This is a genomic window from Agromyces marinus, assembly GCF_021442325.1.
GTDB lineage: Bacteria > Actinomycetota > Actinomycetes > Actinomycetales > Microbacteriaceae > Agromyces > Agromyces marinus.
Map to the genome: position 1 here is coordinate 1,746,994 of NZ_CP087879.1, position 23,881 is coordinate 1,770,874.

General features: G+C 71.0%; 22 protein-coding genes. 5 read left to right on the plus strand and 17 right to left on the minus strand.

Features of this window, described 5'->3' with window-relative positions; genetic code table 11:
- The first annotated feature begins 254 nt into the window (after positions 1-254).
- Positions 255-1,127 carry an SDR family oxidoreductase gene (locus DSM26151_RS08155; RefSeq protein ID WP_234659084.1) on the plus strand — a complete coding sequence of 291 codons (873 nt, stop codon included), beginning with the start codon at positions 255-257 and terminating at the stop codon, positions 1,125-1,127.
- A 67-nt stretch (positions 1,128-1,194) separates the two neighbouring features.
- Here the strand turns inward: DSM26151_RS08155 and DSM26151_RS08160 are convergent, their stop codons facing one another.
- Positions 1,195-1,722 (minus strand): DoxX family protein, encoded by a 528-nt coding sequence (locus tag DSM26151_RS08160; RefSeq protein ID WP_234659085.1) that lies wholly within the window; start codon positions 1,720-1,722, stop codon positions 1,195-1,197.
- Positions 1,723-1,983: 261 nt separating this feature from the next.
- Here DSM26151_RS08160 and DSM26151_RS08165 point away from each other — a divergent pair, with 261 nt between their 5' ends.
- Positions 1,984-3,276: a glycosyltransferase gene (locus DSM26151_RS08165; RefSeq protein ID WP_234659086.1), complete on the plus strand. Its 1,293-nt coding sequence runs from the start codon at positions 1,984-1,986 to the stop codon at positions 3,274-3,276.
- Positions 3,277-3,306: 30 nt separating this feature from the next.
- On the opposite strand, the gene nusB is transcribed toward DSM26151_RS08165, so the two are convergent.
- From nusB to DSM26151_RS08230, 13 genes are all read right to left on the minus strand, one after another.
- The gene (nusB, locus tag DSM26151_RS08170) at positions 3,307-3,720 is read right to left on the minus strand and encodes a transcription antitermination factor NusB (protein ID WP_234659087.1); all 414 of its coding nucleotides are present in this window, start codon (positions 3,718-3,720) and stop codon (positions 3,307-3,309) included.
- Positions 3,720-4,283, minus strand: a complete 564-nt coding sequence (gene efp / locus DSM26151_RS08175; RefSeq protein ID WP_234659088.1) for an elongation factor P — start codon at positions 4,281-4,283, stop codon at positions 3,720-3,722. The genes nusB and efp overlap by 1 nt, the downstream gene beginning before the upstream one ends.
- Before the next feature lie 76 nt (positions 4,284-4,359).
- Positions 4,360-4,800, minus strand: coding sequence for a type II 3-dehydroquinate dehydratase (locus DSM26151_RS08180; protein WP_234659089.1), 441 nt, complete (start codon positions 4,798-4,800; stop codon positions 4,360-4,362).
- 16 nt (positions 4,801-4,816) lie between these two features.
- On the minus strand, positions 4,817-5,899 hold the full coding sequence (gene aroB / locus DSM26151_RS08185; protein ID WP_234659090.1) for a 3-dehydroquinate synthase: 1,083 nt from the start codon (positions 5,897-5,899) through the stop codon (positions 4,817-4,819).
- Positions 5,896-6,438, minus strand: a complete 543-nt coding sequence (locus tag DSM26151_RS08190; RefSeq protein WP_234659091.1) for a shikimate kinase — start codon at positions 6,436-6,438, stop codon at positions 5,896-5,898. The genes aroB and DSM26151_RS08190 overlap by 4 nt, the downstream gene beginning before the upstream one ends.
- The gene (aroC, locus tag DSM26151_RS08195) at positions 6,431-7,642 is read right to left on the minus strand and encodes a chorismate synthase (RefSeq protein ID WP_234659092.1); all 1,212 of its coding nucleotides are present in this window, start codon (positions 7,640-7,642) and stop codon (positions 6,431-6,433) included. Before aroC ends, DSM26151_RS08190 begins: the two co-directional genes overlap by 8 nt.
- A gap of 24 nt (positions 7,643-7,666) precedes the next feature.
- Positions 7,667-8,557, minus strand: coding sequence for a shikimate dehydrogenase (locus tag DSM26151_RS08200; RefSeq protein WP_234659093.1), 891 nt, complete (start codon positions 8,555-8,557; stop codon positions 7,667-7,669).
- Entirely contained in the window at positions 8,554-10,185 is a 1,632-nt protein-coding gene (gene mltG / locus DSM26151_RS08205) for an endolytic transglycosylase MltG (protein ID WP_234659094.1), read from the minus strand. The genes DSM26151_RS08200 and mltG overlap by 4 nt, the downstream gene beginning before the upstream one ends.
- Entirely contained in the window at positions 10,182-10,661 is a 480-nt protein-coding gene (gene ruvX / locus DSM26151_RS08210) for a Holliday junction resolvase RuvX (RefSeq protein ID WP_234659095.1), read from the minus strand. Before ruvX ends, mltG begins: the two co-directional genes overlap by 4 nt.
- A 2-nt stretch (positions 10,662-10,663) precedes the next feature.
- Positions 10,664-13,321 carry an alanine--tRNA ligase gene (alaS, locus tag DSM26151_RS08215; RefSeq protein ID WP_234659096.1) on the minus strand — a complete coding sequence of 886 codons (2,658 nt, stop codon included), beginning with the start codon at positions 13,319-13,321 and terminating at the stop codon, positions 10,664-10,666.
- A 66-nt stretch (positions 13,322-13,387) separates the two neighbouring features.
- Complete coding sequence (locus tag DSM26151_RS08220; protein WP_234659097.1) at positions 13,388-13,576, minus strand: hypothetical protein; 189 nt, start codon at positions 13,574-13,576, stop codon at positions 13,388-13,390.
- Between the two features lie 139 nt (positions 13,577-13,715).
- Positions 13,716-14,339 (minus strand): 30S ribosomal protein S4, encoded by a 624-nt coding sequence (rpsD, locus tag DSM26151_RS08225; protein WP_234659098.1) that lies wholly within the window; start codon positions 14,337-14,339, stop codon positions 13,716-13,718.
- A 184-nt stretch (positions 14,340-14,523) separates the two neighbouring features.
- The gene (locus DSM26151_RS08230) at positions 14,524-15,882 is read right to left on the minus strand and encodes a replication-associated recombination protein A (RefSeq protein ID WP_234659099.1); all 1,359 of its coding nucleotides are present in this window, start codon (positions 15,880-15,882) and stop codon (positions 14,524-14,526) included.
- Positions 15,883-15,997: 115 nt separating this feature from the next.
- On the opposite strand from DSM26151_RS08230, the gene DSM26151_RS08235 reads away from it, so the two are divergent.
- The 3 genes from DSM26151_RS08235 (at position 15,998) to DSM26151_RS08245 (ending at position 18,787) form a co-directional block, all read left to right on the plus strand.
- Positions 15,998-16,762 (plus strand): peptidylprolyl isomerase, encoded by a 765-nt coding sequence (locus tag DSM26151_RS08235; protein ID WP_234659100.1) that lies wholly within the window; start codon positions 15,998-16,000, stop codon positions 16,760-16,762.
- A 109-nt stretch (positions 16,763-16,871) separates the two neighbouring features.
- Positions 16,872-18,104, plus strand: a complete 1,233-nt coding sequence (locus DSM26151_RS08240) for a DUF349 domain-containing protein (protein ID WP_234659101.1) — start codon at positions 16,872-16,874, stop codon at positions 18,102-18,104.
- Positions 18,105-18,229: 125 nt separating this feature from the next.
- Positions 18,230-18,787 carry a hypothetical protein gene (locus DSM26151_RS08245; protein WP_234659102.1) on the plus strand — a complete coding sequence of 186 codons (558 nt, stop codon included), beginning with the start codon at positions 18,230-18,232 and terminating at the stop codon, positions 18,785-18,787.
- Here DSM26151_RS08245 and DSM26151_RS08250 read toward each other — a convergent pair.
- From DSM26151_RS08250 to secD, 3 genes are all read right to left on the minus strand, one after another.
- On the minus strand, positions 18,774-21,029 hold the full coding sequence (locus tag DSM26151_RS08250; RefSeq protein WP_234659103.1) for a RelA/SpoT family protein: 2,256 nt from the start codon (positions 21,027-21,029) through the stop codon (positions 18,774-18,776). The two genes, DSM26151_RS08245 and DSM26151_RS08250, sit on opposite strands and share 14 nt — an antisense overlap.
- Positions 21,030-21,106: 77 nt before the next feature.
- Positions 21,107-22,120 (minus strand): protein translocase subunit SecF, encoded by a 1,014-nt coding sequence (gene secF / locus DSM26151_RS08255; RefSeq protein WP_234659104.1) that lies wholly within the window; start codon positions 22,118-22,120, stop codon positions 21,107-21,109.
- Positions 22,120-23,856: a protein translocase subunit SecD gene (gene secD / locus DSM26151_RS08260; RefSeq protein WP_234659105.1), complete on the minus strand. Its 1,737-nt coding sequence runs from the start codon at positions 23,854-23,856 to the stop codon at positions 22,120-22,122. Before secD ends, secF begins: the two co-directional genes overlap by 1 nt.
- Positions 23,857-23,881 lie beyond the last annotated feature (25 nt).

Consider the following 23,881-nt stretch of genomic DNA (forward strand, 5'->3'; position numbering starts at 1 on the left):
GCATCACTCGGCGCGACCGGTATCACTCGACGGAGGGTCTGCTCGGAGCGCGATCGCCGAGTTCAGGAGCAGGATGACGAGGAACAGGACGAGTCCGAACGCCCCGCACGTGGCCCGGCCCACCAGATGAGACCGGCGGCAGGCGTGCCCGCAGCTGTGCACGGCGCCGAGCGGATATCATCTTCGCCATGCAATGCAGTTGAGCCGCGACATCACATTCCCCCGCCGCCTCGGCATCGAAGAAGGGCTCACTCTTGCACCCCGGATCTCCCCTCCATGGCCAGACCGCGCTTGTCACCGGCGTCTCCCGACGCCGAGGCATCGGATATGCGGTCGCCACCAAGCTCGCCTCCCTCGGCGCCCACGTCGTGGTGCACCACTACCGACCACACGATCTCGACCAGCCGTGGGGCGGCGACGACCTCGATGCGGTGCGTGACGGCATCCGGCGACACCTCGTCGACGGTGCGACCATGGCTGACGAGAGCGCGGACCTGGCCGACCCCGACGCCGTCCCCCGGATCATCGATGCCGCGACCGGGGTCACCGGGAAGCTCGACATCCTCGTCTGCAACCACGCACGGAGCGGTGGCGACGGAAGCATCCTGGACATGACGCCAGATCGCCTCGACGGGCACTGGGATGTGAATGCGCGCGCGACGCTCCTCCTGACTGCGGAGTTCGCGCGGCGCAAGGCGCACGGTGGATCCGCGAACGAGAGGCGGCCCGGCGAGCGGATCGACGGCGGCAAGCCCCACCCGCAGCCCCGGGGACGTGTGTTCTGGATGACCTCCGGTCAGGTGAACGGCCCCATGCGCGGTGAGGTCGCCTACGCGGCGAGCAAGGCGGCTCTGGCCGGCATCACCGCCACCGTCGCCGCGGAGCTGATCGAGCTCGGCATCATCCTCAACACGATCAACCCGGGGCCCGTGAACACCGGCTACATGGATCCCGACAGCACCGACCGGCCGCTCGGCGAACTCGAGGCGCATCTGGCCGCAACGCCGTTCGGACGCTACGGTGCGCCCGACGACCCGGCCGAACTGATCGGCTGGCTCGCGACAGCCGAGGGCGCCTGGATCGTCGGCCAGGTACTCACGAGCGACGGTGGATTCAGCCTCGGCTGATCGGCGGGTGCTGCGCACAGGGGCGGGATCCGGCCGAAGCCGGATCCCGCCCCTGTGCGCGCGGCGATCAGCGCGCTGCGCGCGAGCCGCGCAGCACCTTCGATGCCACGACGAGCGCCGCGGCGATGAGCACGACGTTCTTCGCGACGTACTGTCCGAGCAGCGTCGGCCCCGCGTCGGCGAGCAGTTCCCCGGGGAAGAACACCACGGGCGAGAGGATGCCGACGAAGGCGACGGCGAGCATCACGAGCCCGAGCCGGGCGAAGACGCCGGAGATGAGCGCCAGGCCGGCGACGGTCTCGATCACCGCCGTCAGGATCATCGCGAACTGGCCGCCGACGAGTCCGAACGTCAGCGCACCCCACGTGGCCTGCACGAGCGGTTCGAGCGGGCTCGCCCCGGGGAAGAACTTCAGCACGCCGAACACGACGAAGACCGCGCCCAGCGCGATGCGCAGCGCGGGGATGCTCCAGCGCTCGAGCAGGGCCTTGAGCGCCGCCTCGGCGCTCGCGAATCGATCGGCGAGCGCGATGCGGCGGCTCGCCGCAGGTCGGGGTCCGGCGTGCGGGAGGCCGTGCGCGGAGATCGTGGACATGTCGGGTGCTCCTTCCAGAGCGGTGAGATTTCGGTGCGGATGCCGCGGGGTGCGGCACCGTCCCGAGTGAACGCCCGCCGCAGCGCGGCCGGATCAGGGCGTGCGCGGGAACCCACGGAGGGTTCTCCCCGCTTCCTCGCGCGGGTGCGCACCGGCCCCGACTCGGTGCACACCCGAGCGTCACCCCCGTCCGGGGGACGCGTCCGGCCTTTCCGTCGTCCGGCGCTGGCGGCCCGACCGCGCTCCGTGCTGGAATGCCGCATGGCCGATGTGATGATCGCCGTGATGCCCTTCGTCGGGCACGTCGCACCGCTCGCCGCCGTCGCCGCGGCGTTCCGCGACGACGGGCACTCGGTGCGCGTCTACACCGGGAGCGCGCACGCGGACCGGTTCGCCGCGCTCGGCGCCGACGTCGTCCCGTGGACCCGCGCACCCGACTTCGACGAGAACGACCTCGCCGCGACCTTCCCCGAACTGCGCGGCCGCAAGGGGCCGCGGCAGATGCTCGCCAACGTCCGGGAGCTCTTCATCGGCACGGGCGCCGCGCAGGGCGACGACCTCGTCGCCGCCCACCGCGAACGGCCATGGGACGTCATCGTGGCCGACGGCCTGAGCCTCGGCGCGCACCTGGCCGCCGAGCGGACCGGCACGCCGTGGGTCACCGTGAGCATCGTGCCGCTCGCGATCCGCACCCCCGAACTGCCACCGCCGTCACTCGGCCTGCGTCCCGCGCGCGGACCGCTCGGCCGCGCGCGGGATCGCACGCTGCACGCCGTCCTCGGCATCGCCACACGGAGCATGCAGCAGACGTACGACGCGCAGCGCGCGGCATCCGGTCTCGGGGTCGGGACGCCGTTCGAGAACGCCTTCTACTCCCCCGACCTCGTCTGCGCGTCCGGCGTGCCGGAACTGGAGTACCCGCGGACCAGCTGGCCCATGCCCCTCGAATTCGTGGGAGCGCTCACGCCGTCGGGCGGGATCCGCCCCGGCCACCCGCCCGTCTGGTGGCCCGACCTGCCCGCGGATCGCCCGATCGTGCACGTCACGCAGGGCACCCTGAACGTCGACCCCGACGACCTGCTCCGACCGGCGCTCGCCGCGCTCGGTCGACAGCCCGTCTCGATCGTCGCGGCGACCGGTCGAGCCGACGCACCGGAACTGCCGTTCCCCGTCCCCCCGAACGCCTACGTCGCAGGCCTGCTCGACTACCGGGAGCTCCTCCCCCGGGTCGGGGCGATGATCACCAACGGCGGGTGGGGCGGCGTGCTCGCCGCGCTCACCCACGGCGTCCCGCTCATCGTTGCGGGCGGCGACCTCGACAAACCGGAGATCGCCGCGCGCATCGACTGGGCCGGTGCGGGCATCGACCTCCGGACGGGAACACCGAAGCCGCGGGCGATCCTGGAGGCGTGGCGGCGACTCGACGCCGACCCGTCCTACGCGGAGCGGGCGGCGGAGATCGGCCGGAGCCTGCGCGGGCACGACGGCCCGCGCGAAGTCGTCGCGCACACCCTCGACCTCGTCGCCCGGCGGGGCGGTGCCCGCACGGCCTGAACCCCGTCCGCGGGCGGACCGGCCCGGAGGTCAGCCCCGCGCGTGCGAGACGGCCGCGAGCAGACCGTTCACGAATCCGGCCGAATCATCCGTCGAGAGTACGGTCGCGGCCTCCACGGCCTCCGAGATCGCGACCGGGTCGGGCACCTCGTCGTTGTAGACGATCTCCCAGACGCCGATGCGCAGCAGTGCACGGTCGACCGCGGGCATCCGCTCGATCGTCCATCCCCGCGAGTGCGTCGTGATGAGCTCGTCGATCTCCTCGAGGTGATCGACGATGCCGTCGACGATCTCGCGGGCGTACAACCACGAGGCCTGGCGCTCGGGCTCGTTGACCGCCCGCTCGGCCTCGGCCGCGAGCAGACGCTCGACGGGGACCTGCCGCATGTCGGCCGCGTAGAGCAGGTCGAGGGCGCGCTTGCGCGCCTTCGTACGGGCGCTCACTAGTCGTTCACGCGGCCCAGGTACTCGCCCGAGCGCGTGTCGACCTTGACCTTGGTACCCGTCTCGAGGAAGAGCGGCACCTGGATCTCGTACCCGGTCTCGACGGTCGCGGCCTTCGTGCCACCCGTGGAGCGGTCGCCCTGGAGGCCCGGCTCGGTGTACGTGATCTCGAGCACGACCGAGGCGGGCAGGTCGACGTAGAGGGGGTTGCCGTTGTTCAGCGCGATCGTGACCGACTGGTTCTCGAGCATGAAGTGCTTGGCGTCGCCGACGACCGCAGCCTGGACCGTGATCTGGTCGTAGTCGGTGGTGTCCATGAACACGAAGCCGTCGCCGTCGCTGTACAGGTAGGTGAAGTCGCGGCGGTCGACGTTCTCGATGTCGATCTTCGTCCCGGCGTTGTAGGTCTTGTCGACGACCTTGCCCGAGACGACGTTCTTCAGCTTCGTGCGCACGAAGGCTCCGCCCTTGCCGGGCTTGACGTGCTGGAACTCGACGACGCTCCAGAGCTGGCCGTCGATGTTCAGGACGACGCCGTTCTTGATGTCAGCGGTGGATGCCATGGAAGTGCTTTCCGTTCGATTCGGGGAAGTCGGCGGGCACGCCCGAGCAGCGTGCGACTGATCGAGTGTAGTCGACTCAGCCGTGCGATCGCAGGAGCCAGTCGATCGCGAGCCGGTACGAGTCGGACCCGAATCCCGCGATGACCCCCGTCGCGACACCCGAGATGACGCTGGTGTGCCGGAAGGCCTCCCGCGTGTGCGGGTTCGACAGGTGGACCTCGACGAGCGGCACGCCCGCGGTCTTCAACTGCGCGGCCGCGTCGCGCAGCGCGTAGCTGTAGTGCGTGAACGCCGCCGGATTCAGCACCACCGGCATCCGCCGGTCGACGGCCTCGTGGATCCACCCGATCAGCTCGGCCTCGTCATCGGTCTGCCGCAGGTCGACCTCGACGCCGTCCGGAACGGATGCCGCGAGGCTCGCGCCGATGTCGGGGAGCGTCTCCGAGCCGTAGACCTCCGGCTCGCGGGTGCCGAGTCGGCCCAGGTTCGGTCCGTTCAGGACGAGGATCGTGGTCATGACCGAAGCCTAACGATCAGGACGCGATCTCCTGGTACGCGGCGAACAGCAGCGACTGGTCCGGGGCGAGCATGACGGTCGGCTTGGCGAGATCGTCGAGCACGATGAACCTCAGCTGCCCGGCTCGCGACTTCTTGTCGCGCTGCATGGTCGCGAGCAGCGTGTTCCAGCGACCGGCCGGGTACGACGTCGGCAGGCTGAGCAGGTCGAGGACGCGCTTGTGCCGGTCGGCGACCTCGTCGGAGAGCCGGCCGGAGAGCCGTCCGAGTTCGGCCGCGAAGGCCATGCCGACCGCGACGGCCGCGCCGTGCCGCCACTGGTAGCGCTCGGCGTGCTCGACCGCGTGCCCGAGCGTGTGCCCGTAGTTCAGGATCTCGCGCAGCCCGGCCTCGCGGAAGTCCTTGCTCACGACCTCGGCCTTCATCCGGATCGCGAGTTCGACCACACGCCGGAACTCGGGCGCGGACGGGTCGGTCGCGGCATCCGGATCGGCCTCGATGACGTCGAGGATCTCGGGGTAGCGGATGAACCCGGCCTTCACGATCTCGGCGAACCCGGCGAGGATCTCGTTCTTCGGCAGGGTCGCCAGGAGGTCGAGGTCGCACAGCACTTCGGCGGGCGCGTGGAAGACGCCGACGAGGTTCTTGCCCTCGTTGGTGTTGATGCCCGTCTTGCCGCCGATCGCGGCGTCGACCATCCCGAGCACCGTCGTCGGGATGGTGACCAGGCGCACGCCCCGCAACCAGGTCGCCGCGACGAACCCCGCCAGGTCGGTGATCGCGCCGCCGCCGAACCCGACCACGACGTCGGTGCGCGTGAAATCGGCCTGGCCGAGGATCTGCCAGCAGAACGCGGCGACCTCGACCCGCTTGGCCTGTTCGGCGTCGGGCACCTCCGCGAGGAGCACCTCGAAGCGATCCGCGAGCGACTCGCGCAGCTCGGCCGCACGCGCACCCATCGTCGGCGGGTGCACCACGAGCACCTTCCGCGCCGCCGAACCGATCGCGTCGGCGAGCCCGTCCACGACGCCGCGCCCGATGCGCACGTCGTACCCGTCCTCGTCGCCGACCCGGATCACGGTCGCCTCGTGCTCGCTCATGCGCGTCCTCCAGCCCACTCGGTGATCTGGGCGACGATCCGCGCGACCGAGCGACGCGAGGTGTCGATGGTGAGGTCGGCGACCTCGTCGTACAGGGGGCGACGTTCGTCGCGGATGCGGGTCCAGCGCTCGAGCCCGCCGGCCGCGAGCAACGGCCGCGACCCGCCCACGAGCCGCGGTGCGACCGCCTCGGGCGTGACGTCGAGTCGGACCACCGCGAGCCGGCCGAGGTCGGCGCGCGTGGCGGCGTCGAGGATCGCGCCGCCGCCCAGTGAGATCACGGCCTCCTCGCGGAGCGCCTCCGCGACGACCTCGCGCTCGGCGACGCGGAAGTACGCCTCGCCCTCGCGCTCGAAGATCTCGTCGATGGGCCCATGGCGTCGCGCGATCCGCTGGTCGGTGTCGATGAACGGCACCCCGAGGGATGCCGCCAGCCGGGCCCCCACGCGCGACTTGCCCGCGCCCATCGGGCCGACGAGCACGATCGGCAGCGGCACGGGCCGGGCCGGGCCGTCGGCCCCAGCCGGGAGGTCAGACACGGGCGCGGCCGTCGGCGACCTCGCTCGCGAGCGCGTCGGGGATCGCCGCCAGGTACGCCTCGAGGTTGCGGCGCGTCTCGGCGACCGAGTCGCCGCCGAACTTCTCGAGCACGGCGTTGGCGAGCACGAGCGCGACCATGGCCTCGGCGACGACGCCCGCGGCGGGCACCGCGCACACGTCGGAACGCTGGTGGTGCGCCGGCGCGGGCTCGCCCGTCGCGACGTCGATCGTCGGCAGCGCGTGCGGCACGGTCGCGATCGGCTTCATGCCCGCGCGGACCCGGAGCACCGTTCCCGTCGACATGCCGCCCTCGGTGCCGCCCGCGCGGTCGCTCGCACGCACGATGCGCCCGTCGGCGAGGTGCAGTTCGTCGTGGGCGGCCGAGCCGCGGCGGCGGGTCGTCTCGAACCCGTCGCCGACCTCGACGCCCTTGATGGCCTGGATGCCCATGAGCGCCGCGGCCAGCTGCGCGTCGAGTCGGCGGTCCCAGTGCACGTGCGATCCGAGCCCCGGCGGCAGGCCGTAGGCGAGCACCTCGACGATGCCGCCGACCGTGTCGCCCTCCTTGTGCGTCGCATCGACCTCGGCCACCATGCGGGCGCTCGTGTCGGCGTCGAAGCAGCGCAACGGGTCGGCGTCGAGCCGGTCGACATCCGACGGCAGCGGGAGTTCGGCCCCCTCGGGAACCCTGACGGGACCGATCGCGACCGTGTGCGAGACGAGCCGGATGCCGAGTTCGGCGAGGAACGACCGGGCGACCGCGCCGAGCGCGACGCGGGCCGCCGTCTCGCGCGCGCTCGCGCGCTCGAGCACGGGCCGCGCCTCGTCGAAGCCGTACTTCTGCATGCCGACCAGGTCGGCGTGCCCGGGGCGGGGCCGCGTGAGCGGCGCGCCCCGCCCGCGGCCGAGATCCTCGCCCTCGACGGGCTCGACGCTCATCACCTGCTGCCACTTCGGCCATTCGGTGTTCCCGATGCGCAGTGCGACGGGGCCGCCGAGGGTGAGCCCGTGGCGCACGCCCCCGGAGACGGCCAGTTCGTCCTGTTCGAACTTCATGCGGGCGCCGCGGCCGTAGCCGAGCTTCCGGCGCGCCAGATCGGCACGGAGGTCGTCGAGCGAGACGGGGATGCCTGCGGGGAGGCCTTCGAGGATCGCGACGAGTTCGGGACCGTGCGATTCCCCGGCGGTGAGCCATCGGAGCATGACCACCATCCTCCCACAGCGCGCTCAGACGCTTCGGCGCATGACGCCGAGCACGCCCCCCTCGTCGGGCAGCGGCGCGAAGGGATCGCCCGCGACGAAGATCCGCACCTGCAGCAGCGCCTGGTGCAACAGCATGCCGAGGCCGTGCACGGCCCGCCCGCCCGCGGCCGACCATCCGGCGCCGAGCGCCGTCGGCCACGGATCGTAGGCGACGTCGAAGAGCAGCGCGTCGCGCACGAGGGCCGCCGACGGCGCGACTCCGAGGTCGGCTCCGCCGGGCACCGTGCTGATCACGAGCGGGGCGGATGCCGCGTCCGCGAGTTCCGCGATCGTGCGCACCCGCACGACGAGTCCGATGCGCGACCCGAGATCGGCGACCGCTGCAGCCCGAGCGGGCTCGCGGACGTGCACGTCGACCTCCGCCGCGCCGAGCTCGGCCATCGCGACGATCGCAGACCCCGCCGTGGCACCGCCGCCGACGAGAACTCCGCGATGGATCCGGTCGATCCCCTCCTCGCCGAGCGCGCGCACGATGCCCTCGACGTCGGTGTTGAACCCGTGCAGGGCGCCGTCCGCGGTCAATCGCACGGTGTTCGCGGCGCCCGTGAGGGCGGCCAGCCGGTCGACGTGATCGAGTCGGCCGAGCACCTCCTGCTTCAACGGCATCGTGAGCGAGAGTCCGCGCCACGCGGCATCCGGGTCGACCCGCACCCGGTCGAGGAACCCGCCGAGCTCGCCCGACGCGACCTCGATCGCGTCGTAGCGCCAGTCGAGTCCGAGCCGCGCGTACGCGGCGCGGTGCAGGGCCGGGCTCTTGGAGTGCGCGATGGGCGATCCGAGCACGGCCAGCCGCACGGGAGGCCCTCCCGCTCGCCGCTCGGCGGTCGCGTTCGGCTCGGCGCCGGGCATCGTCATCCGTTCTCGTCGAGGTACCGCAGGAACTGCTCCACCGCGGCCTCGTGTTCCTCGAGCGTCGCGGAGAACACGGTCTCACCGGTCTCGAGGTTCACGGTCACGAAGTACAGCCAGGGCCCGTCCGCGGGGTTCATCGCCGCGGCGATGGTCACATCGCCGGGGTTGCCGATCGGCCCCGGGGGCAGGCCCGGGTGCACGTAGGTGTTGTAGCGGTTGCCGGCATCCGCTCGTTCGGCATCCGTCGTGGTCACGACGGTGTCGTCGCCGGTGCCGTAGTGCACGGTCGAGTCGAACTGGAGCAGCTGCGACGGGAACTGCTCGGGGTCGAGTCGATTGCGGATGACGCGCGAGACCTTGTACGCGTCGGCCTCGGAACCCGCCTCCCGCTCGATGAGCGAGGCGACGACGACCGTCTCCCAGCGGTTCTCGGGGGCGACGCCGGCCGCGTCGAGCGCCTGGAACGAGCGGTCGACGAGGGTCTGGACCACCTCCTGCGCGGTGACGTCGGGGCCGAAGGTGTAGGTCGCCGGGAAGAGGAATCCCTCGACGGTGGTCGCCTGCTCGGGGAGGCCGAGCGCCTGCGGGTCGGCAGCCGCCGCCTGCAGCTCCTCGAGCGGGATGCCGGTGGCCGTCGACGCGGCCGCGAGCGCGTCCCGCGCCCACAGTCCCTCCTGGATCACGAACGTGTTCTCGAGCTTGTTCTCGGGGTCGAGCAGGGCGTCGAGCGCGGCCTCCGAGCTCATCTGGTTGGCCATCCGGTAGGCGCCGGGGTAGAACGTCGGTTGGGGCGAGCGACCGGTGACCTCGTCGATGAAGGCCTCGGCCGAGGCGACCACGTCCTGTTCCTCGAGGTTGGCGGCGATGGTCTCGCCCCCGTCGCCGTCCTCGATCATGAAGACGACCTCGCCGGTGCCCGAACCCGAGTAGTCCTCCGGGGGCTGGAAGCGCTCGACGAGCGAGGTGATCGGTCCCTGCAGGAAGAACGCGGCGCCGGCGATCAGGCCGCCGAGCACGAGCAGGGCGATGAGGCACCCCCAGGCGCCGCGTCGACGCCGGCCGGGCTCGCGCTCGCGCTCCTCGAGTTCCCACGAGGACGTCGCCCGACGGTCGGCGCGCGACGGCCGCGCGTCGTCGGACTCCAACCCCGCGAAGGGGTCTGCGGCGAGCGGATCGGTGGCAGCGACGATCCCGGTGCGGGCCGGGAGCGGGGCGGACTCCGGTGCAGGCCGGCGGCCGGCGGCATCCGCTGCATCGTACGGCGATCCTGCAGCGGCGTGCTGGCCGTGCGGCCGGTCGGCCGCATCGGCATGCGGCGGAGTCGGCCGGGTCGTCGAGCCGGCCGGGTGATGACGCGGGTGGGCGTGGTCGGGCTCGTCCACCGGGCGGGGCGGATGCTCCCCCGCGCGCCCGGCCCGCTCCTCCGCGGCCCGGCGCTGCTCGAGTTCCCTGAGCTCGCGTCGGGTGCGCGGGGCGCGCTGCGCCTCCGGGAGGCCGGTGTCGGTCGACGGCCGGGGCGGCGGCACGGGGGCGCCGGGAGGCGCGCTCCCGCTGAGCAGGTCGTCCCAGTGCTGCTCGGATGCGGGGGGCTGACCGTGGCCGCGCTGCCGGTCGGGGGGAGGTTGGGTCACGAGGGTCGGGGGCCTTCCTCGGTGGGTATCGTGCGTCCGGGGGCGATGCCCGATGCCCGTTCGGCATCGATGGCGTGTTGCAGAATGATAACGGCTGCGGCCTGATCGATCACGGGCCGCTGCTTGCGGGCCGACTTCCCGGCCGCCCGCAGGGCATGTTGCGCACTCACCGTCGAAAGCCGTTCGTCGACGAGGCGCACCGCGACGCCGTGGCCGGCGATTCGTCCGGCGAACTCCACCGCATCGGCCGTCGAGGCCGTCGCGGTCCCCGACAACGACAGCGGATGCCCGACGACCAGTTCGGTCGCCTCGTACTCGGCGGCGAGCTCGAGCAGACGACGGATGTCGGCATCCTCGCCGTCGACGCTGCGCCGCACGGTCTCGACGGGCACGGCGAGGATCGCCGACGGGTCGCATCGCGCGACGCCGATCCGGGCGCGGCCCACGTCGATGCCCAGTCGCGCACCGGGCCGCACGATCAGGCTCCCGTTGCGGCGCGGGCCGCCTGCAGGGCGGCCGGGATCGCCGACAGGTCGGTCCCGCCGCCCTGCGCGAGGTCGGGCTTGCCGCCGCCTCCGCCGCCGAGTGCCGAAGCCATCGCCTTGGCGATCGTGCCCGCGTTCGCGCCCGCTTCCCTGGCCGCCGGCGAGGTCGCCGCGATCGCGAGCGGCTTGCCGCCGACCTCGCCGACGAGCGCGACGACGGATGCCGCGTCGCCGAGCCGTGCCCTGATCGCGCTCGCGAGCGAACGGAGTTCGTCGCCGGATCCGAGCACGCCGGTCGCCTCTGCGACCACGAGCAGGTCGCCGACGCGCTCGGCCCTGCCGGCCAGGTCGGGCACCCGGTCGTTCAGCGCCTTCGCCTCGTAGGCCGCGATCTTCTTCTCGGCCGCCTTGAGGCTCGACACGAGGTCGCCGATCCGATCGACGAGCAGTTCGGGTCGCGTCTTGAGCGTGCCGGTGAGTTCCTGCACGAGGGCGCGCTCCGCGGCGAACCGGCGGAACGCATCCTGCCCGACGAGCGACTCCACGCGCCGGTTCGACGCACCCACCGAGGACTCGCCGACGATGTTGATCATCCCCACCTCGGCGCTGCGTGCGACGTGGGTGCCCGCGCACAGCTCGCGCGACCAGGGGCCGCCGATGTCGACGACGCGCACGACGTCGCCGTACTTCTCGCCGAACAACGCCATCGCGCCGAGCGCCTTGGCCTCGTCGATCGGCATCTCGCGGGTGACGACCTCGAGGTTCTCGCGCACGGCACCGTTCGCCACGTCCTCGATCTCGCTCCGGGTCTCGGGCGAGAGGGGCTGGTTCCAGCCGTAGTCGAGACGCAGGTACCCGGCCTTGTTGAACGAACCGGACTGGTGCGCCTGCGGGCCGAGCACCTGGCGGAGCGCGGCGTGCACGAGGTGGGTTCCCGAGTGGGCCTGGGTCGCCCCGCGCCGGTAGTCCTCGTCGACGATGCTCGTCGCGGGCATGCCGACCCCGACCTCGCCGCTGGTGACCTTGACCGTGTGGCTGATCAGGCCCTTGACCGGCTTCTGCACGTCGAGGACCTCGAGTTCGAAGCCGTCGCCGACGATGCGCCCCCGGTCCGGAGCCTGCCCGCCGGACTCGGCGTACAGCGACGTCTCGGCGAGGATCACCTCGGCGGTCCGGCCCGCGATGGCCGACGCGGCGGGCCGGCCGTCGACGAGGATGCCGAGCACGCGCGAGTCGGTCAGGAGGTCGGTGTAGCCGGTGAAGACGGTCTCGCCGTGCGCTCGGAACTCGGAGTACACCGACAGGTCGGCGAGGACCTTCTTCTTCGACTTCGCGTCGGCCTTCGCCCGCGACCGCTGGTCGGCCATGAGGGCGTCGAAGGCCTTCCGGTCGACCGCGAGCCCGGCCTCGTCGGCCATCTCGAGCGTGAGTTCGATCGGGAACCCGTAGGTGTCGTGGAGCAGGAACGCCGTGTCGCCCGCGAGACGGTCGGAGCCGTCGGCCCTGGTCTTCGCGACCGCGCTGTCGAGGATGCCGGTGCCCGCCTCGAGCGTGCGCAGGAAGGTCGCCTCCTCGCCGAGCGCGAGCTGCTCGATCTGGGCGTATCCGGCCTCGACCTCGGGGTACGCGGCCTTCATCGCGTCGCGCGACGCGGCGAACAGCTCGCGGAACGTGGGGCCCTCGACGCCCAGCAGGCGCATCGCCCGGATGGAGCGTCGGAGCAGGCGTCGGAGGATGTAGCCGCGGCCCTCGTTCGACGGGGTCACGCCGTCGCTCATGAGCATGAGCGAGGATCGGATGTGGTCGGCGATGACGCGCATCCGCACGTCGTCCTCGTGGTCGGCGCCGTAGCGTCGCCCGGACAGCCGCGCTGCGGCGTCGAGCACCGGCCGCACCTGGTCGATCTCGTACATGTTGTCGACGCCCTGCTTGAGGAACGCCACCCGCTCGAGGCCCATGCCGGTGTCGATGTTCTTCTTCGGCAGTTCCTTCACGATCGTGAAGTCGACCTTCGACCTCACATCGGCGATGAGGTACTGCATGAACACGAGGTTCCAGATCTCGACGTAGCGGTCGTCATCGGTCGCGGGACCGCCGTCGATCCCGTACTCGGGACCCCGGTCGAAGAAGATCTCGGAGCACGGACCGGCCGGACCGGGCTGGCCGGTGTGCCAGAAATTCGTGTCCTTGCCGAGCCCCTGGATGCGCTCGTCGGGCAGGCCCGCGACGCGGCGCCAGATCTCGCGTGCCTCGTCGTCGTCCTCGTAGACGGTGACCCAGAGGTCGTCGGGATCGAATCCGTAGCCGCCCTCGGCCTCGGGCGTCGTCAGGAGCTCCCACGCGAACGCGATCGCACCGTCCTTGAAGTAGTCGCCGAAGGAGAAGTTGCCGTTCATCTGGAAGAACGTGCCGTGGCGAGGGGTCTTGCCGACCTCTTCGATGTCGTTGGTCCGGATGCACTTCTGCACGCTCGTCGCGCGCGAGTACGGAGCGGGGACCACGCCGGTCAGGTACGGAACGAACGGCACCATGCCCGCGACCGTGAACAGCAGCGACGGGTCGTCGGACACGAGCGAGGCCGACGGCACGACCGTGTGGCCGCGAGCGGCGAAGTAGTCGAGCCAACGCTGGCGGATCTCGGCAGTCTGCATGGTTCCGTTCTGGTTCTCGGGAATGGTGGAGCGCCGCCGAGGCGGCGGACATCGCGTTCTGGACGGTTACCGGTCTTCGGAGGCGCGCAGTTCGGCCTCTCGGGCGTGGTAGCCGTCGGCCACGGCACGGCCGAAGGCTCGCGCCTTGGCATCGACGCCGGCGAAGAACTCGCGGCCCTGCGTCGTGCGGTTGACCTGGTGCGCGACCGCGAACCCGGCTGCGACGCCGACGGTGAACCACAGGATGCTCTTCACGTCTCACTCCTCGATGGGTCGTGCTCGCGCGGTGCGGTGCGCACGCGTCCACTCAGTCTAGGGCGTGAGACGGATGCCGCGACGAGACGACGAACGGGGCCGCGGCGAACCGCGACCCCGTTCGGGAGAGCCCGTGCTGCTAGCGAGCCGCGTAGTACTCGACGACGAGCTGCACGTCACAGGTGACGGGCACCTCGGCGCGCTTCGGACGACGCACGAGCGTGGCGTGGAGCTTGTCGAGCTCGACCTCGAGGTAGCCCGGGGTCTTGGGGAGCACGTCGACGTGGCCGCCGGCCGCAGCGACCTGGAAGGGCTCGGTGCCCTCGGAGCGCTGCTTGACGCCGATGACCTGGCCGGCCTTCACGCGGAACGACGGACGGTCGACGAGCTTGCCGTCGACGGTGATGTGGCGGTGCACGACGAACTGGCGGGCCTGCGAGATGGTGCGGGCGAAGCCGGCGCGGAGCACGAGCGCGTCGAGGCGCATCTCGAGCAGCTCGACCAGGTTCTCACCGGTCAGGCCGTCGGTGCGGCGGGCCTCGTTGAACGCGATGCGCAGCTGCTTCTCGCGGATGCCGTACTGCGCGCGCAGGCGCTGCTTCTCGCGGAGACGGACCGCGTAGTCGGAGTCCTGCTTGCGCTTGGTGCGGCCGTGCTCGCCGGGAGCGTACGGACGCTTCTCCATGTACTTGGCGGCCTTCGGGGTGAGGGCGACGCCGAGCGCGCGGGAGAGGCGGGTCTTGCTTCGAGACTGGTTGGTCACGATGTCCTTTCGGAGGATTCTCAAACGGTGTGGTTCCGGGCGCGTGCAGCGCCGGAAAGACGATGTTCAGAGGGGTTCGCCACGGGGCGACCGGCTACAGGTCGCATCCCTTCGCCGTGGAGACCGCGCAGCCGCACGCGAGAATCCAGCTTCAGGCCAGCGACAATCCTAGCATGTGGCGCGGTCAGCCCCGTTCGCCGCGCACGATCCTGCGGAGCTTCGCGAGCCGCGAGCCGACGTCGCGTTCGTTGCCGTGCTCGGTGGGCGTGTAGTAGACGGCGCCGCGCAGCGGATCCGGCAGGTACTGCTGGCCCACGACGCCGATCGGATCGTCGTGGGGATAGACGTACCCCTTGCCGTGGCCGAGTCGCTTCGCGCCGGGATAGTGGGCATCGCGCAGGTGCTTCGGCACGCGCCCCGCCCGCCCGGCACGGACATCCGCCAGCGCCGCGTCGATGCCGAGGTAGGCGGCGTTCGACTTCGGCGCCGTCGCCAGGTGCACGACCGCCTGCGCGAGCGGGATCCGGCCCTCGGGCATGCCGATGAACTGCACCGCATCCGCGGCCGCGACGGCGACGCCGAGCGCGGTCGGGTCCGCCATCCCGATGTCCTCCGAGGCGAGGACGATGATCCGCCGGGCGATGAACCGCGGATCCTCCCCCGCCTCGATCATGCGTGCGAGGTAGTGCAGCGCCGCATCGACGTCGCTGCCGCGGACCGACTTGATGAACGCCGAGATCACGTCGTAGTGCTCGTCGCCGTCGCGGTCGTATCGCAGGAGCGCCCGGTCGACCGCGCGGGCGACGACCTCCGGCGTGACGACCGGCGCGGGCGCGGCATCCGCCCCACCGGCATCTGCCGCCTCGCTCAGCGCGGAGGTCGACGCCGCTTCGAGCGCCGTGAGCGCCCGCCTGGCGTCGCCCGAGGCGAGGCGCACGATGGCAGCCCGGGCCTCGGGGGCCAGCTCGACGCGGCCGCCGAGGCCGCGCGGGTCGTCGACCGCGCGGTCGACGAGCATCGCGAGGTCGTCGTCGTCGAGCGTCTCGAGCGTCAGCAGGAGCGAGCGCGACAGCAGCGGCGAGATGACCGAGAACGACGGGTTCTCGGTCGTCGCGGCCACGAGGATCACCCAGCCGTTCTCGACGCCCGGGAGCAGCGCATCCTGTTGGGCCTTCGTGAAGCGGTGGATCTCGTCGAGGAAGAGGACCGTCGAGACGCCGTAGAGGTCGCGATCGGCCCGCGCCGCCTCCATGACCTGGCGGACGTCGCGAACGCCGGCGGTCACGGCCGAGAGCTCGACGAACCTGCGGCCGGAGGATCGGGCGATCGCCTGGGCGAGCGTCGTCTTGCCCGTGCCCGGCGGCCCCCACAGGATGACCGAGACCGCACCCGACTCACCCGTGCGATCGGCGGCGAGTGCGACCAGCGGCGACCCCGGCCCGAGGAGGTGCCGCTGCCCCGCGACCTCGTCGAGGCTCCGCGGACGCATCCGGACCGCAAGCGGGGTCGCGCCGGCGCGCAGTCCCGCAGCCGTGTCCACCATGACGACCAGCGTAATCGGGCCGGCCGACACGCCCGCCGCCGGCAGTCGGGCAGGATTGGCTCGGGCGGTCCCGGGTTGCGTAGGCTCTCCCAGCAGGATCCCCCGAAGGAGCAGCGTGGCATCGAACGACCGTCAGGCGCGCGAGGAGCGCTCGCGCCTGCGCACCTACCAGGCCCGACAGGAAGTGCACCGCCGCGCCGAGCGCCGCCGCACTCGCGACAACATCGTCGCCGGCGTCGTGCTCGTCGTCGTCCTCGCGCTCGCCACCGGCGCCCAGCTCGTCTACTTCGACGGCGGGCCGGGCACTCCCGAGCCCGTCCCGACCGCGACCCCGACGCCGACCCCGGAGGCAGAGGCACCCTCACCCGAGCTTGCGGAGGACCGCGCCTGGGTCGGCGCCCTGACGCTGAACGACACGGTGCTCTCGCTCGAGCTCGACGGGCAGGCCGCACCGCAGGCCGTGGCCAGCACGGTCACGCTCGCGCAGGAGGGCTTCTACGACGGCGTCGCATGCCACCGCCTGACCACCGAGGGGATCTTCGTCCTGCAGTGCGGCGATCCGAACGGGGACGGCAGCGGCGGGCCCGGATACTCGTACGGCCCGATCGAGAACGCGCCGGCCGACGACGTCTACCCGGCGGGCACCATCGCCATGGCCCGGCAGCTCGGTGCCCCCGAGAGCCAGGGCAGCCAGTTCTTCATCGTCTACGAGGACTCGACCATCCCGTCGGATGCCGCCGGGGGCTACACCGTCATCGGTCGGGTCACCTCCGGCCTGGAGGACCTGCGCTCGACGATCACCGACCAGGGCGCCGCCGACGGCGCCCCCGACGGCGCTCCCGTGCGCCCCGTGAGCATCACGGAGTTCATCGTCGAGTGAGGCCGTGCGCCCCGGATCCGGCGCACGCGTCGGCGACACGCGGGTGCAATAGGCTTGATGCCGTCCAACCGCCGCGCCTGCGGCAGCCGATCGATGACAGGGTGATTCCGTGACCGATTCAGCACAGCAACCGTGGGGCCGCGTCGACGAGACGGGCACCGTCTTCGTGCGGACCAGCGAGGGCGAGCGCGAAGTCGGGCAGTACCCCGACGCGACGCCTGAAGAGGCCCTGGCCTACTTCGAGCGCAAGTACGCCGACCTCGCCGGTGCGGTCGGCCTGCTCGAGCAGCGAGTTCGGCGAGGCGCTCCCGCAGCGGATGTCGCGAAGGCGGTCTCCACGCTGCAGGCGACGGTTGCCGATGCCCATGCCGTCGGCGACCTCGAGTCGCTCTCCCGCCGCCTCGAGGCGCTGTCGGGCACGACGCAGGAGCTGACCGCCCAGCAGCAGGCCGAGGCGAAGGAGGCGCTCGCGGGCGCCATCGCCGAGCGCACGCGCATCGTCGAAGAGGCCGAGGCCCTGGCGGCCCAGGACCCGGCGAAGACGCAGTGGAAGCAGACCTCAGCCGCGCTCGACGCCCTGTTCGCTGCGTGGCAGAAGCACCAGCAGGAGGGCCCCCGCCTGCCGAAGGGCGAGGCGAACGAACTCTGGAAGCGGTTCCGCGCCGCCCGTTCCACGATCGAACAGCACCGCAAGGCGTTCTTCGCCGACCTCGACGCGCAGCACCGCGACGTGCGTCAGCGCAAGCAGCGCCTCATCGAGCGCGCCGAGGCGCTGGCGCCCCGCGGCGGCGACGGCGTGCACGAGTACCGGGCGCTCCTCGACGAGTGGAAGCAGGCCGGCCGCGCCGGCAAGAAGCTCGACGACGCGCTGTGGGCGAAGTTCAAGGCCGCGGGCGACGTGCTGTTCCAGGCCAAGGCCGAGATCGACGCGAAGGACGACGAGGAGTACCGCGCGAACCTCGAGCAGAAGCTCGCGTTGCTCGACGAGGCCGACGTGCTCCTGAAGGAGAAGGACTCGCGCACCGCTCGCGGCGCCCTCAACGGCATCCAGCGACGGTGGGATGAGATCGGCCGGGTCCCCCGCGACCAGGTGCGCACGGTCGAGGACCGGCTGCGCAAGGTCGAGAACCACGTGCGGGCCCTCGAAGACGAGCGGTGGGAACGGGACGACCCCGAGAAGAAGGCCCGGTCCGAGGGCATGCTCGGCCAGCTCCAGGATGCGATCGCGAAGCTCGAGTCCGAACTGGCCGATGCCGAGGCCTCGGGCGATGCGAAGGCCGCAGCGACTGCGCGCGAAGCCCTCGAGGCACGGCGTGCCTGGCTCAAGGCCGTCGGCGGCTGACGCCGCCGGAGCGCACGGATTCGAGCTCCGGCCGACTCCCCCTCGTCGAGAGCGGTCGGCCGGATCCATCCACAGGTCTGCGGGTGCCGGCGCGCGCACGCGAGCGGATGCCGCAGCATGGGCACGTGACCCGACTGCGTTCCGTCCTCGACACCGATGACCTGCCCCTCGCCGAACTCTGCGCAGCGCGCATCGACGGCGAGGTGATGCGACTGGGCGAGGCGTGGTGCCCCGTGGACGAACCCGACCTGCCCTCGCTCCGCGCGGCAGCCGTCGCGACGAACGTCCCGGCCACGGCGATCCTCGAGCGCCGCAGCGCCGCCTGGGTGCACGGTGCGCTGCCCTCCCCGCCCGTGGTCTCGGAGTGTTGCGTCCCCCACAGCGAACGCGTGTCGGTGCGTGCCCTCCGGCAGTCCGTCCACCTTCGCGAGGTCGCGATCGAGCCCGACGAGGTCGTCATCGTCGGGCCGATCCGCTGCACGACCGTCGAGCGGACCATCCACGACCTCGTCCGCGACCCGATTTCGGGCTCCGACGCCATCGCGATCGTGGCGGCACTGATCGAGCTCGACCCGGCTGCCGGGCACCGCGCACGCTCCCGAATCGAGGGCGCGCACCGGATGCCGCACAAGGGCGCGGCGCTCGAACGCCTCGACGCGGCTGCCGGGCTCAGCCGTCGCTGACGCGGTAGACGTCGTAGACGGCGTCGATGCGACGAACGGCGTTGAGCACCCGATCCAGGTGGGTGGTGTCCCCCATCTCGAAGACGAACCGGCTGATCGCGAGCCGATCGGTCGAGGTCGAGACATTGGCGGAGAGGATGTTCACGTGGTGCTCGCTGAGCACCCGGGTCACGTCCGAGAGCAGCCCGGAGCGGTCGAGTGCCTCGATCTGGATCTGGACGAGGAACACGCTCTTCGAGCTCGGCGCCCACTCCACGTCGATCATGCGGTCGGGCTCACGCAGCAGCGACTGCACGTTGTGACACGACGCCTGGTGCACCGAGACGCCGGAGCCTCGCGTCACGAACCCGATGATGTCGTCGCCCGGAACGGGGGTGCAGCAGCGGGCGATCTTCACGAGGATGTCGGGTGCGCCGCGCACGAGGACGCCTGAATCGCTCGTCCGCGGCAGCGGGCGCGACCGGACCGGGATCGCCGGAAGGTCGGGCTCGTCATCGTCGTCGTCGTCGCGGACGAGGGCGACGACCTTCTCGATGACCGACTGCGTCGAGACGTGGCCTTCGCCGACCGCGGCGTACAGCGCGGAGACGTCCTCGTACCGCAGCTGCGCCGCCACCTCGGCGAACGACTCCTGGCTCATGAGCTTCTGCAGCGGCAGGTTCTGCTTGCGCATCGCCCGCGCGATCGCGTCCCGGCCGTGCTCGATGGCCTCGTCGCGTCGTTCCTTGGTGAACCACTGCCGGATCTTGCTGCGCGCTCGCGGACTCTTGACGAAGTTCAGCCAGTCCTGGCTGGGGCCGGAATCCGGGTTCTTCGACGTGAAGACCTCGACGACGTCTCCGCTGGTGAGCTCCGTCTCGAGCGGGACGAGCCGACCGTTGACCTTCGAGCCCATGGTGCGGTGCCCCACCTCGGTGTGCACCGCGTACGCGAAGTCGACGGGAGTCGCTCCGGCGGGAAGCCCGATCACCCGGCCCTTCGGGGTGAAGACGTAGACCTCCTTGGCTCCGATCTCGAACCGGAGCGAATCGAGGAACTCGCCGGGGTCGGTGGTCTCGGCCTGCCAGTCAGAGATGTGCGCGAGCCACGCCATGTCGGCGTCGCTGCGGCCGCCGGTGGGATCCGCCCGGCCGGAGGCCACGCGCTCCTTGTACTTCCAGTGTGCTGCGACACCGTACTCGGCACGTTGGTGCATGTCATGGGTGCGGATCTGGATCTCGACCGGGCGGCCCTTCGGGCCGATCACGGTCGTGTGCAACGACTGGTAGAGGTTGAACTTCGGGGTCGCGATGTAGTCCTTGAACCGCCCGGGCACCGGCGTCCACCTCGCGTGGATCGAACCGAGCACGGCGTAGCAGTCGCGCACCGAGTTGACGAGGACGCGGATGCCGACGAGATCGTGGATGTCGTCGAAGTCGCGCCCGCGCACGATCATCTTCTGGTAGATCGAGTAGAACTGCTTCGGCCGGCCGACGACCTTGCCGCGGATCCTGCTCGCCTTCAGGTCGTCGGCGACCAGGTCGATCACCGACTGCACGTACTCCTCGCGTTGCGGGGTGCGCTGCTTGACGAGGCTCTCGATCTCGGCGTAGAGCTTCGGGTACAGCACCGCGAACGAGAGGTCCTCGAGTTCCCACTTGATGGTCTGGATACCCAGTCGGTGCGCGAGCGGGGCGTAGATCTCGAGCGTCTCGGTGGCCTTCCGGGCCGCGGACTCGGCGGGCACGAACCCCCAGGTCCGGGCGTTGTGCAGCCGGTCGGCGAGCTTGATGATGAGCACGCGGATGTCCTTGGACATCGCGACGATCATCTTGCGAACGGTCTCGGCCTGCGTCGAGTCGCCGTACTTGACCTTGTCGAGCTTGGTGACCCCGTCGACGAGCATCGCGATCTCGTCGCCGAAGTCGCCGCGCAACTGGTCGAGCGTGTACGAGGTGTCTTCGACCGTGTCGTGCAGGAGGGCTGCCGCGACCGCCTTCGAGCCGATGCCGAGGTCGGCGAGGATCTGGGCGACGGCGATCGGGTGGGTGATGTACGGCTCGCCGCTGCGGCGCTTCTGGCCCTCATGCGCGCGTTCGGCGACCGTGTACGCGCGTTCGATGACCGTCAGGTCGGCCTTCGGGTGGTGCATGCGCACGGTGCGCATGACGCCGTCGACGGCGCCGGCGGGCAGCGCCTTGGAGAAGATCCGAGGCACGAGGCGCCGCAATGACGCCGTCGAGTTGATCCCGGTATCGGTCATGACCCCCGCACCTCCAGACCTCAATTATCACCGCTCGCGGAGCGCTCCGATGACGACGAGACCTGGAGGTGCACCGATCAGCCGACCGTGACGGCTTCGGCGGCGGACCCGCCGGCCCGCTCGCGCTCCTTGAGCACCTTCTGATCGTGCCGCTTGATCGCCGGTTCGCCCTCGCGGAGCTGCGAGTAGAGCGGCGCGGCGATGAACACCGTCGACCAGGTTCCCACGATGATGCCGATGAGCAGCGCGAGCGAGATGTCGCGCAACGTGTCGGCGCCGAGGACACCCGCACCGATGAAGAGGATCGCAGCGACCGGGAGCGCAGCCACCACGCTCGTGTTGATCGAACGCACGAGCGTCTGGTTCACGGCGAGGTTGACCGCCTCCGGGAAGGTGCGCCTCGACTCCTCGCCCTCCTCGGAGGTGTTCTCGCGGATCTTGTCGAAGACCACGACGGTGTCGTAGAGCGAATAGCTGAGGATCGTGAGGATGCCGATCATCGCCGCGGGCGTCACCTCGAACCCGACGGCGGCATAGACGCCCGCCGTGACGATGAGGTCGCCGAGCAGCGACAGGATCGCGGCGAGCGACATCTTCCAGGTCCTGAAGTACAGGGCCATCACGATGGCGGCGAGCAGGAGGAACACGAGCAGGCCGAGCAATGCCTGCCTGGTGACATCCGCGCCCCAGGTCGCTCCGATGAAGGACGAGGTGACCTCGCTCTCGGGGACCCCGTACGCGTCGGCCAGGGCGGTCGTGAGCTCGCGCGACTCGGCCTGCTCCAGCTGATCGGTCTGGACCCGGACGCCGTCCTCGCCCACGATGGTCACGCGCGCGACGGCGTCGGGAGCGACCTCGGCCACGGCGTCGACGGCCGGCTGCTGGATCGCGTTCTCCACGCCCGAGATCTGGAACTGCGACCCGCCGCGGAACTCGATGCCGAAGTTGAACCCTCGGGCGAAGGGCATCAGCAGCGACAGGATGATCAGCACGGCGGCGATCGTGTACCACTTGCGGCGGCCGCCGACGAAGTTGAACGAGCGCTTGCCCGTGTAGAGGTCGTTGCCGAACGTCGTCAGTCGGTTGGCCATCAGGACTCCTTGCCTTCGCCGGCGCCCACGGTGGCTTCGGCCTGCGCTGCCTTGCGTTCCGCGATCGTCTGGCGCTTCTGCGCCTCACGCGAGCTCGAGGCGATCTTCTTCGAGGACGCCGCGACGGGCTTGCGGAACTCCGCACGTCCGCGGTAGACGGCGCCCAGCGCCTGCGGGTCGAGGCCCGACCAGGGGTGACCGCTGGAGTAGAAGCGCGTCTGCGCGAGCAGCTGCAGCATCGGGTGGGTGAAGAGGATCACGACGATGACGTCGATCACGGTCGTGAGACCGAGCGTGAACGCGAAGCCCCGGACGCTGCCGACCGCGAGGATGAACAGCACCACCGCCGCGAGCAGGTTCATGCCCTTCGAGGACAGGATGGTGCGCAGTGCGCGCTTCCAGCCGGCCTCGACGGCCCCCACGAGCGCGCGTCCGTCGCGCAGTTCGTCGCGGACGCGTTCGAAGTAGACGATGAACGAGTCCGCGGTGAAGCCGATCGCGACGATCAGACCGGCGATGCCCGCGAGCGAGAGGCGGTAGCCCTCGCGCCACGACAGGATCGTGATCGTCAGGTAGGTGACGATGCCCACGATCACGAGCGACGCGATCGTCACCGATCCGAGCGCCCGGTATTGGAACAGCGTGTAGATGACCACGAGGATCAGGCCGATGAGGCCGGCGATGAGGCCGGACTGCAGCTGCGAGGTACCGAGCGTGGCCGAGATCGTCTCTGACGACTGCACCTCGAAGCTGATCGGCAGCGCGCCGAACTTGAGCTGGTCCGCGAGCGCCTTCGAGCTCTCCTGGTCGAACCCGCCGGAGATCTGGGGCCGGCCGTCGGTGATGACGGCGTTCATCTGCGGCGCGGAGAGCACCGCGCCGTCGAGGACGAAGGCGAACTGGTCGCGCGGTGTCTGGCCGTTCATCGCGAACAGCCGCTGGCTGACCTCGGAGAACGCCTCGGTGCCGCGGTCGTTGAAGACGATGTTCACGACCCACTGGCCGGTGACGCCGCCGGTCTGGGTCTGGACCATGCCGTTGGTCGCGTCGACGATGTCCTCGCCGCTGACCTCGACCGGCCCGAGCAGGTACTTGATCGTCCGGGAGCTGTCGCACGTGACGAGCGGCTCGTCGGACGGCGCGACGTTCGCCTCGGTGTCGTCGAGGGTGGAGCAGTCGAAGGTGTCGAACTCCTCCTGCAGCGCCGGGGTCACCCAGTTCGGATCGCTCGCGTCCGTCGGCTCGACCGTCGGCGTCGCAGCGGGCTCGTCGGCCTCGCCGTCGACGGGCTCGTCGCTCGGCGTGATCGCCTGGTTCGTCGCGGCGTCGGCCAGGAGGACCGGGCGCAGTTCGAGCTTCGCCGACGACTCGATGCGGTTGCGCGTCTGCTCGTCGAGCTCGCCCGGGATCGCGACGACGATGTTCTCACCGCCCTGCGTGTTGATCTCGGCCTCGGAGACGCCCGACGCGTCGACGCGCTGGCGGATGATGGACACCGCCTGGGTGAGCTGCTCCTGGGTGACCGTCTCACCCTCCGCGAGCTGCGGCGCGAGGATGATCTGCGTGCCGCCCTCGAGGTCGAGGGCGAGCTTGGGAGTCCAGGATCCGTCACCCCAGATCACGCCTGCGGCGTTGATGCCGAACAGCGCGACGATGAGCACGCCGAGCCAGGTGAGGGATCGCACGGCCTTCCGGACGGGCGTCGGTCGCGAGGACCGCTTCGTTGGTGCAGCCACGGATTGTGCCTTCTCTGCAGGGAGC

Bases quoted from the DNA above. Each gene is read 5' to 3' on its own strand.
- DSM26151_RS08230 (WP_234659099.1), bottom strand. From the start codon at position 15,882: ATGGTGGACACGGCTGCGGGACTGCGCGCCGGCGCGACCCCGCTTGCG.
- DSM26151_RS08250 (WP_234659103.1), bottom strand. From the start codon at position 21,029: ATGACCGATACCGGGATCAACTCGACGGCGTCATTGCGGCGCCTCGTG.
- secF (WP_234659104.1), bottom strand. From the start codon at position 22,120: ATGGCCAACCGACTGACGACGTTCGGCAACGACCTCTACACGGGCAAG.
- DSM26151_RS08165 (WP_234659086.1), top strand. From the start codon at position 1,984: ATGGCCGATGTGATGATCGCCGTGATGCCCTTCGTCGGGCACGTCGCA.
- efp (WP_234659088.1), bottom strand. From the start codon at position 4,283: ATGGCATCCACCGCTGACATCAAGAACGGCGTCGTCCTGAACATCGAC.
- DSM26151_RS08180 (WP_234659089.1), bottom strand. From the start codon at position 4,800: ATGACCACGATCCTCGTCCTGAACGGACCGAACCTGGGCCGACTCGGC.
- DSM26151_RS08200 (WP_234659093.1), bottom strand. From the start codon at position 8,557: ATGACGATGCCCGGCGCCGAGCCGAACGCGACCGCCGAGCGGCGAGCG.
- DSM26151_RS08160 (WP_234659085.1), bottom strand. From the start codon at position 1,722: ATGTCCACGATCTCCGCGCACGGCCTCCCGCACGCCGGACCCCGACCT.
- aroB (WP_234659090.1), bottom strand. From the start codon at position 5,899: ATGAGCGAGCACGAGGCGACCGTGATCCGGGTCGGCGACGAGGACGGG.
- alaS (WP_234659096.1), bottom strand. From the start codon at position 13,321: ATGCAGACTGCCGAGATCCGCCAGCGTTGGCTCGACTACTTCGCCGCT.
- aroC (WP_234659092.1), bottom strand. From the start codon at position 7,642: ATGCTCCGATGGCTCACCGCCGGGGAATCGCACGGTCCCGAACTCGTC.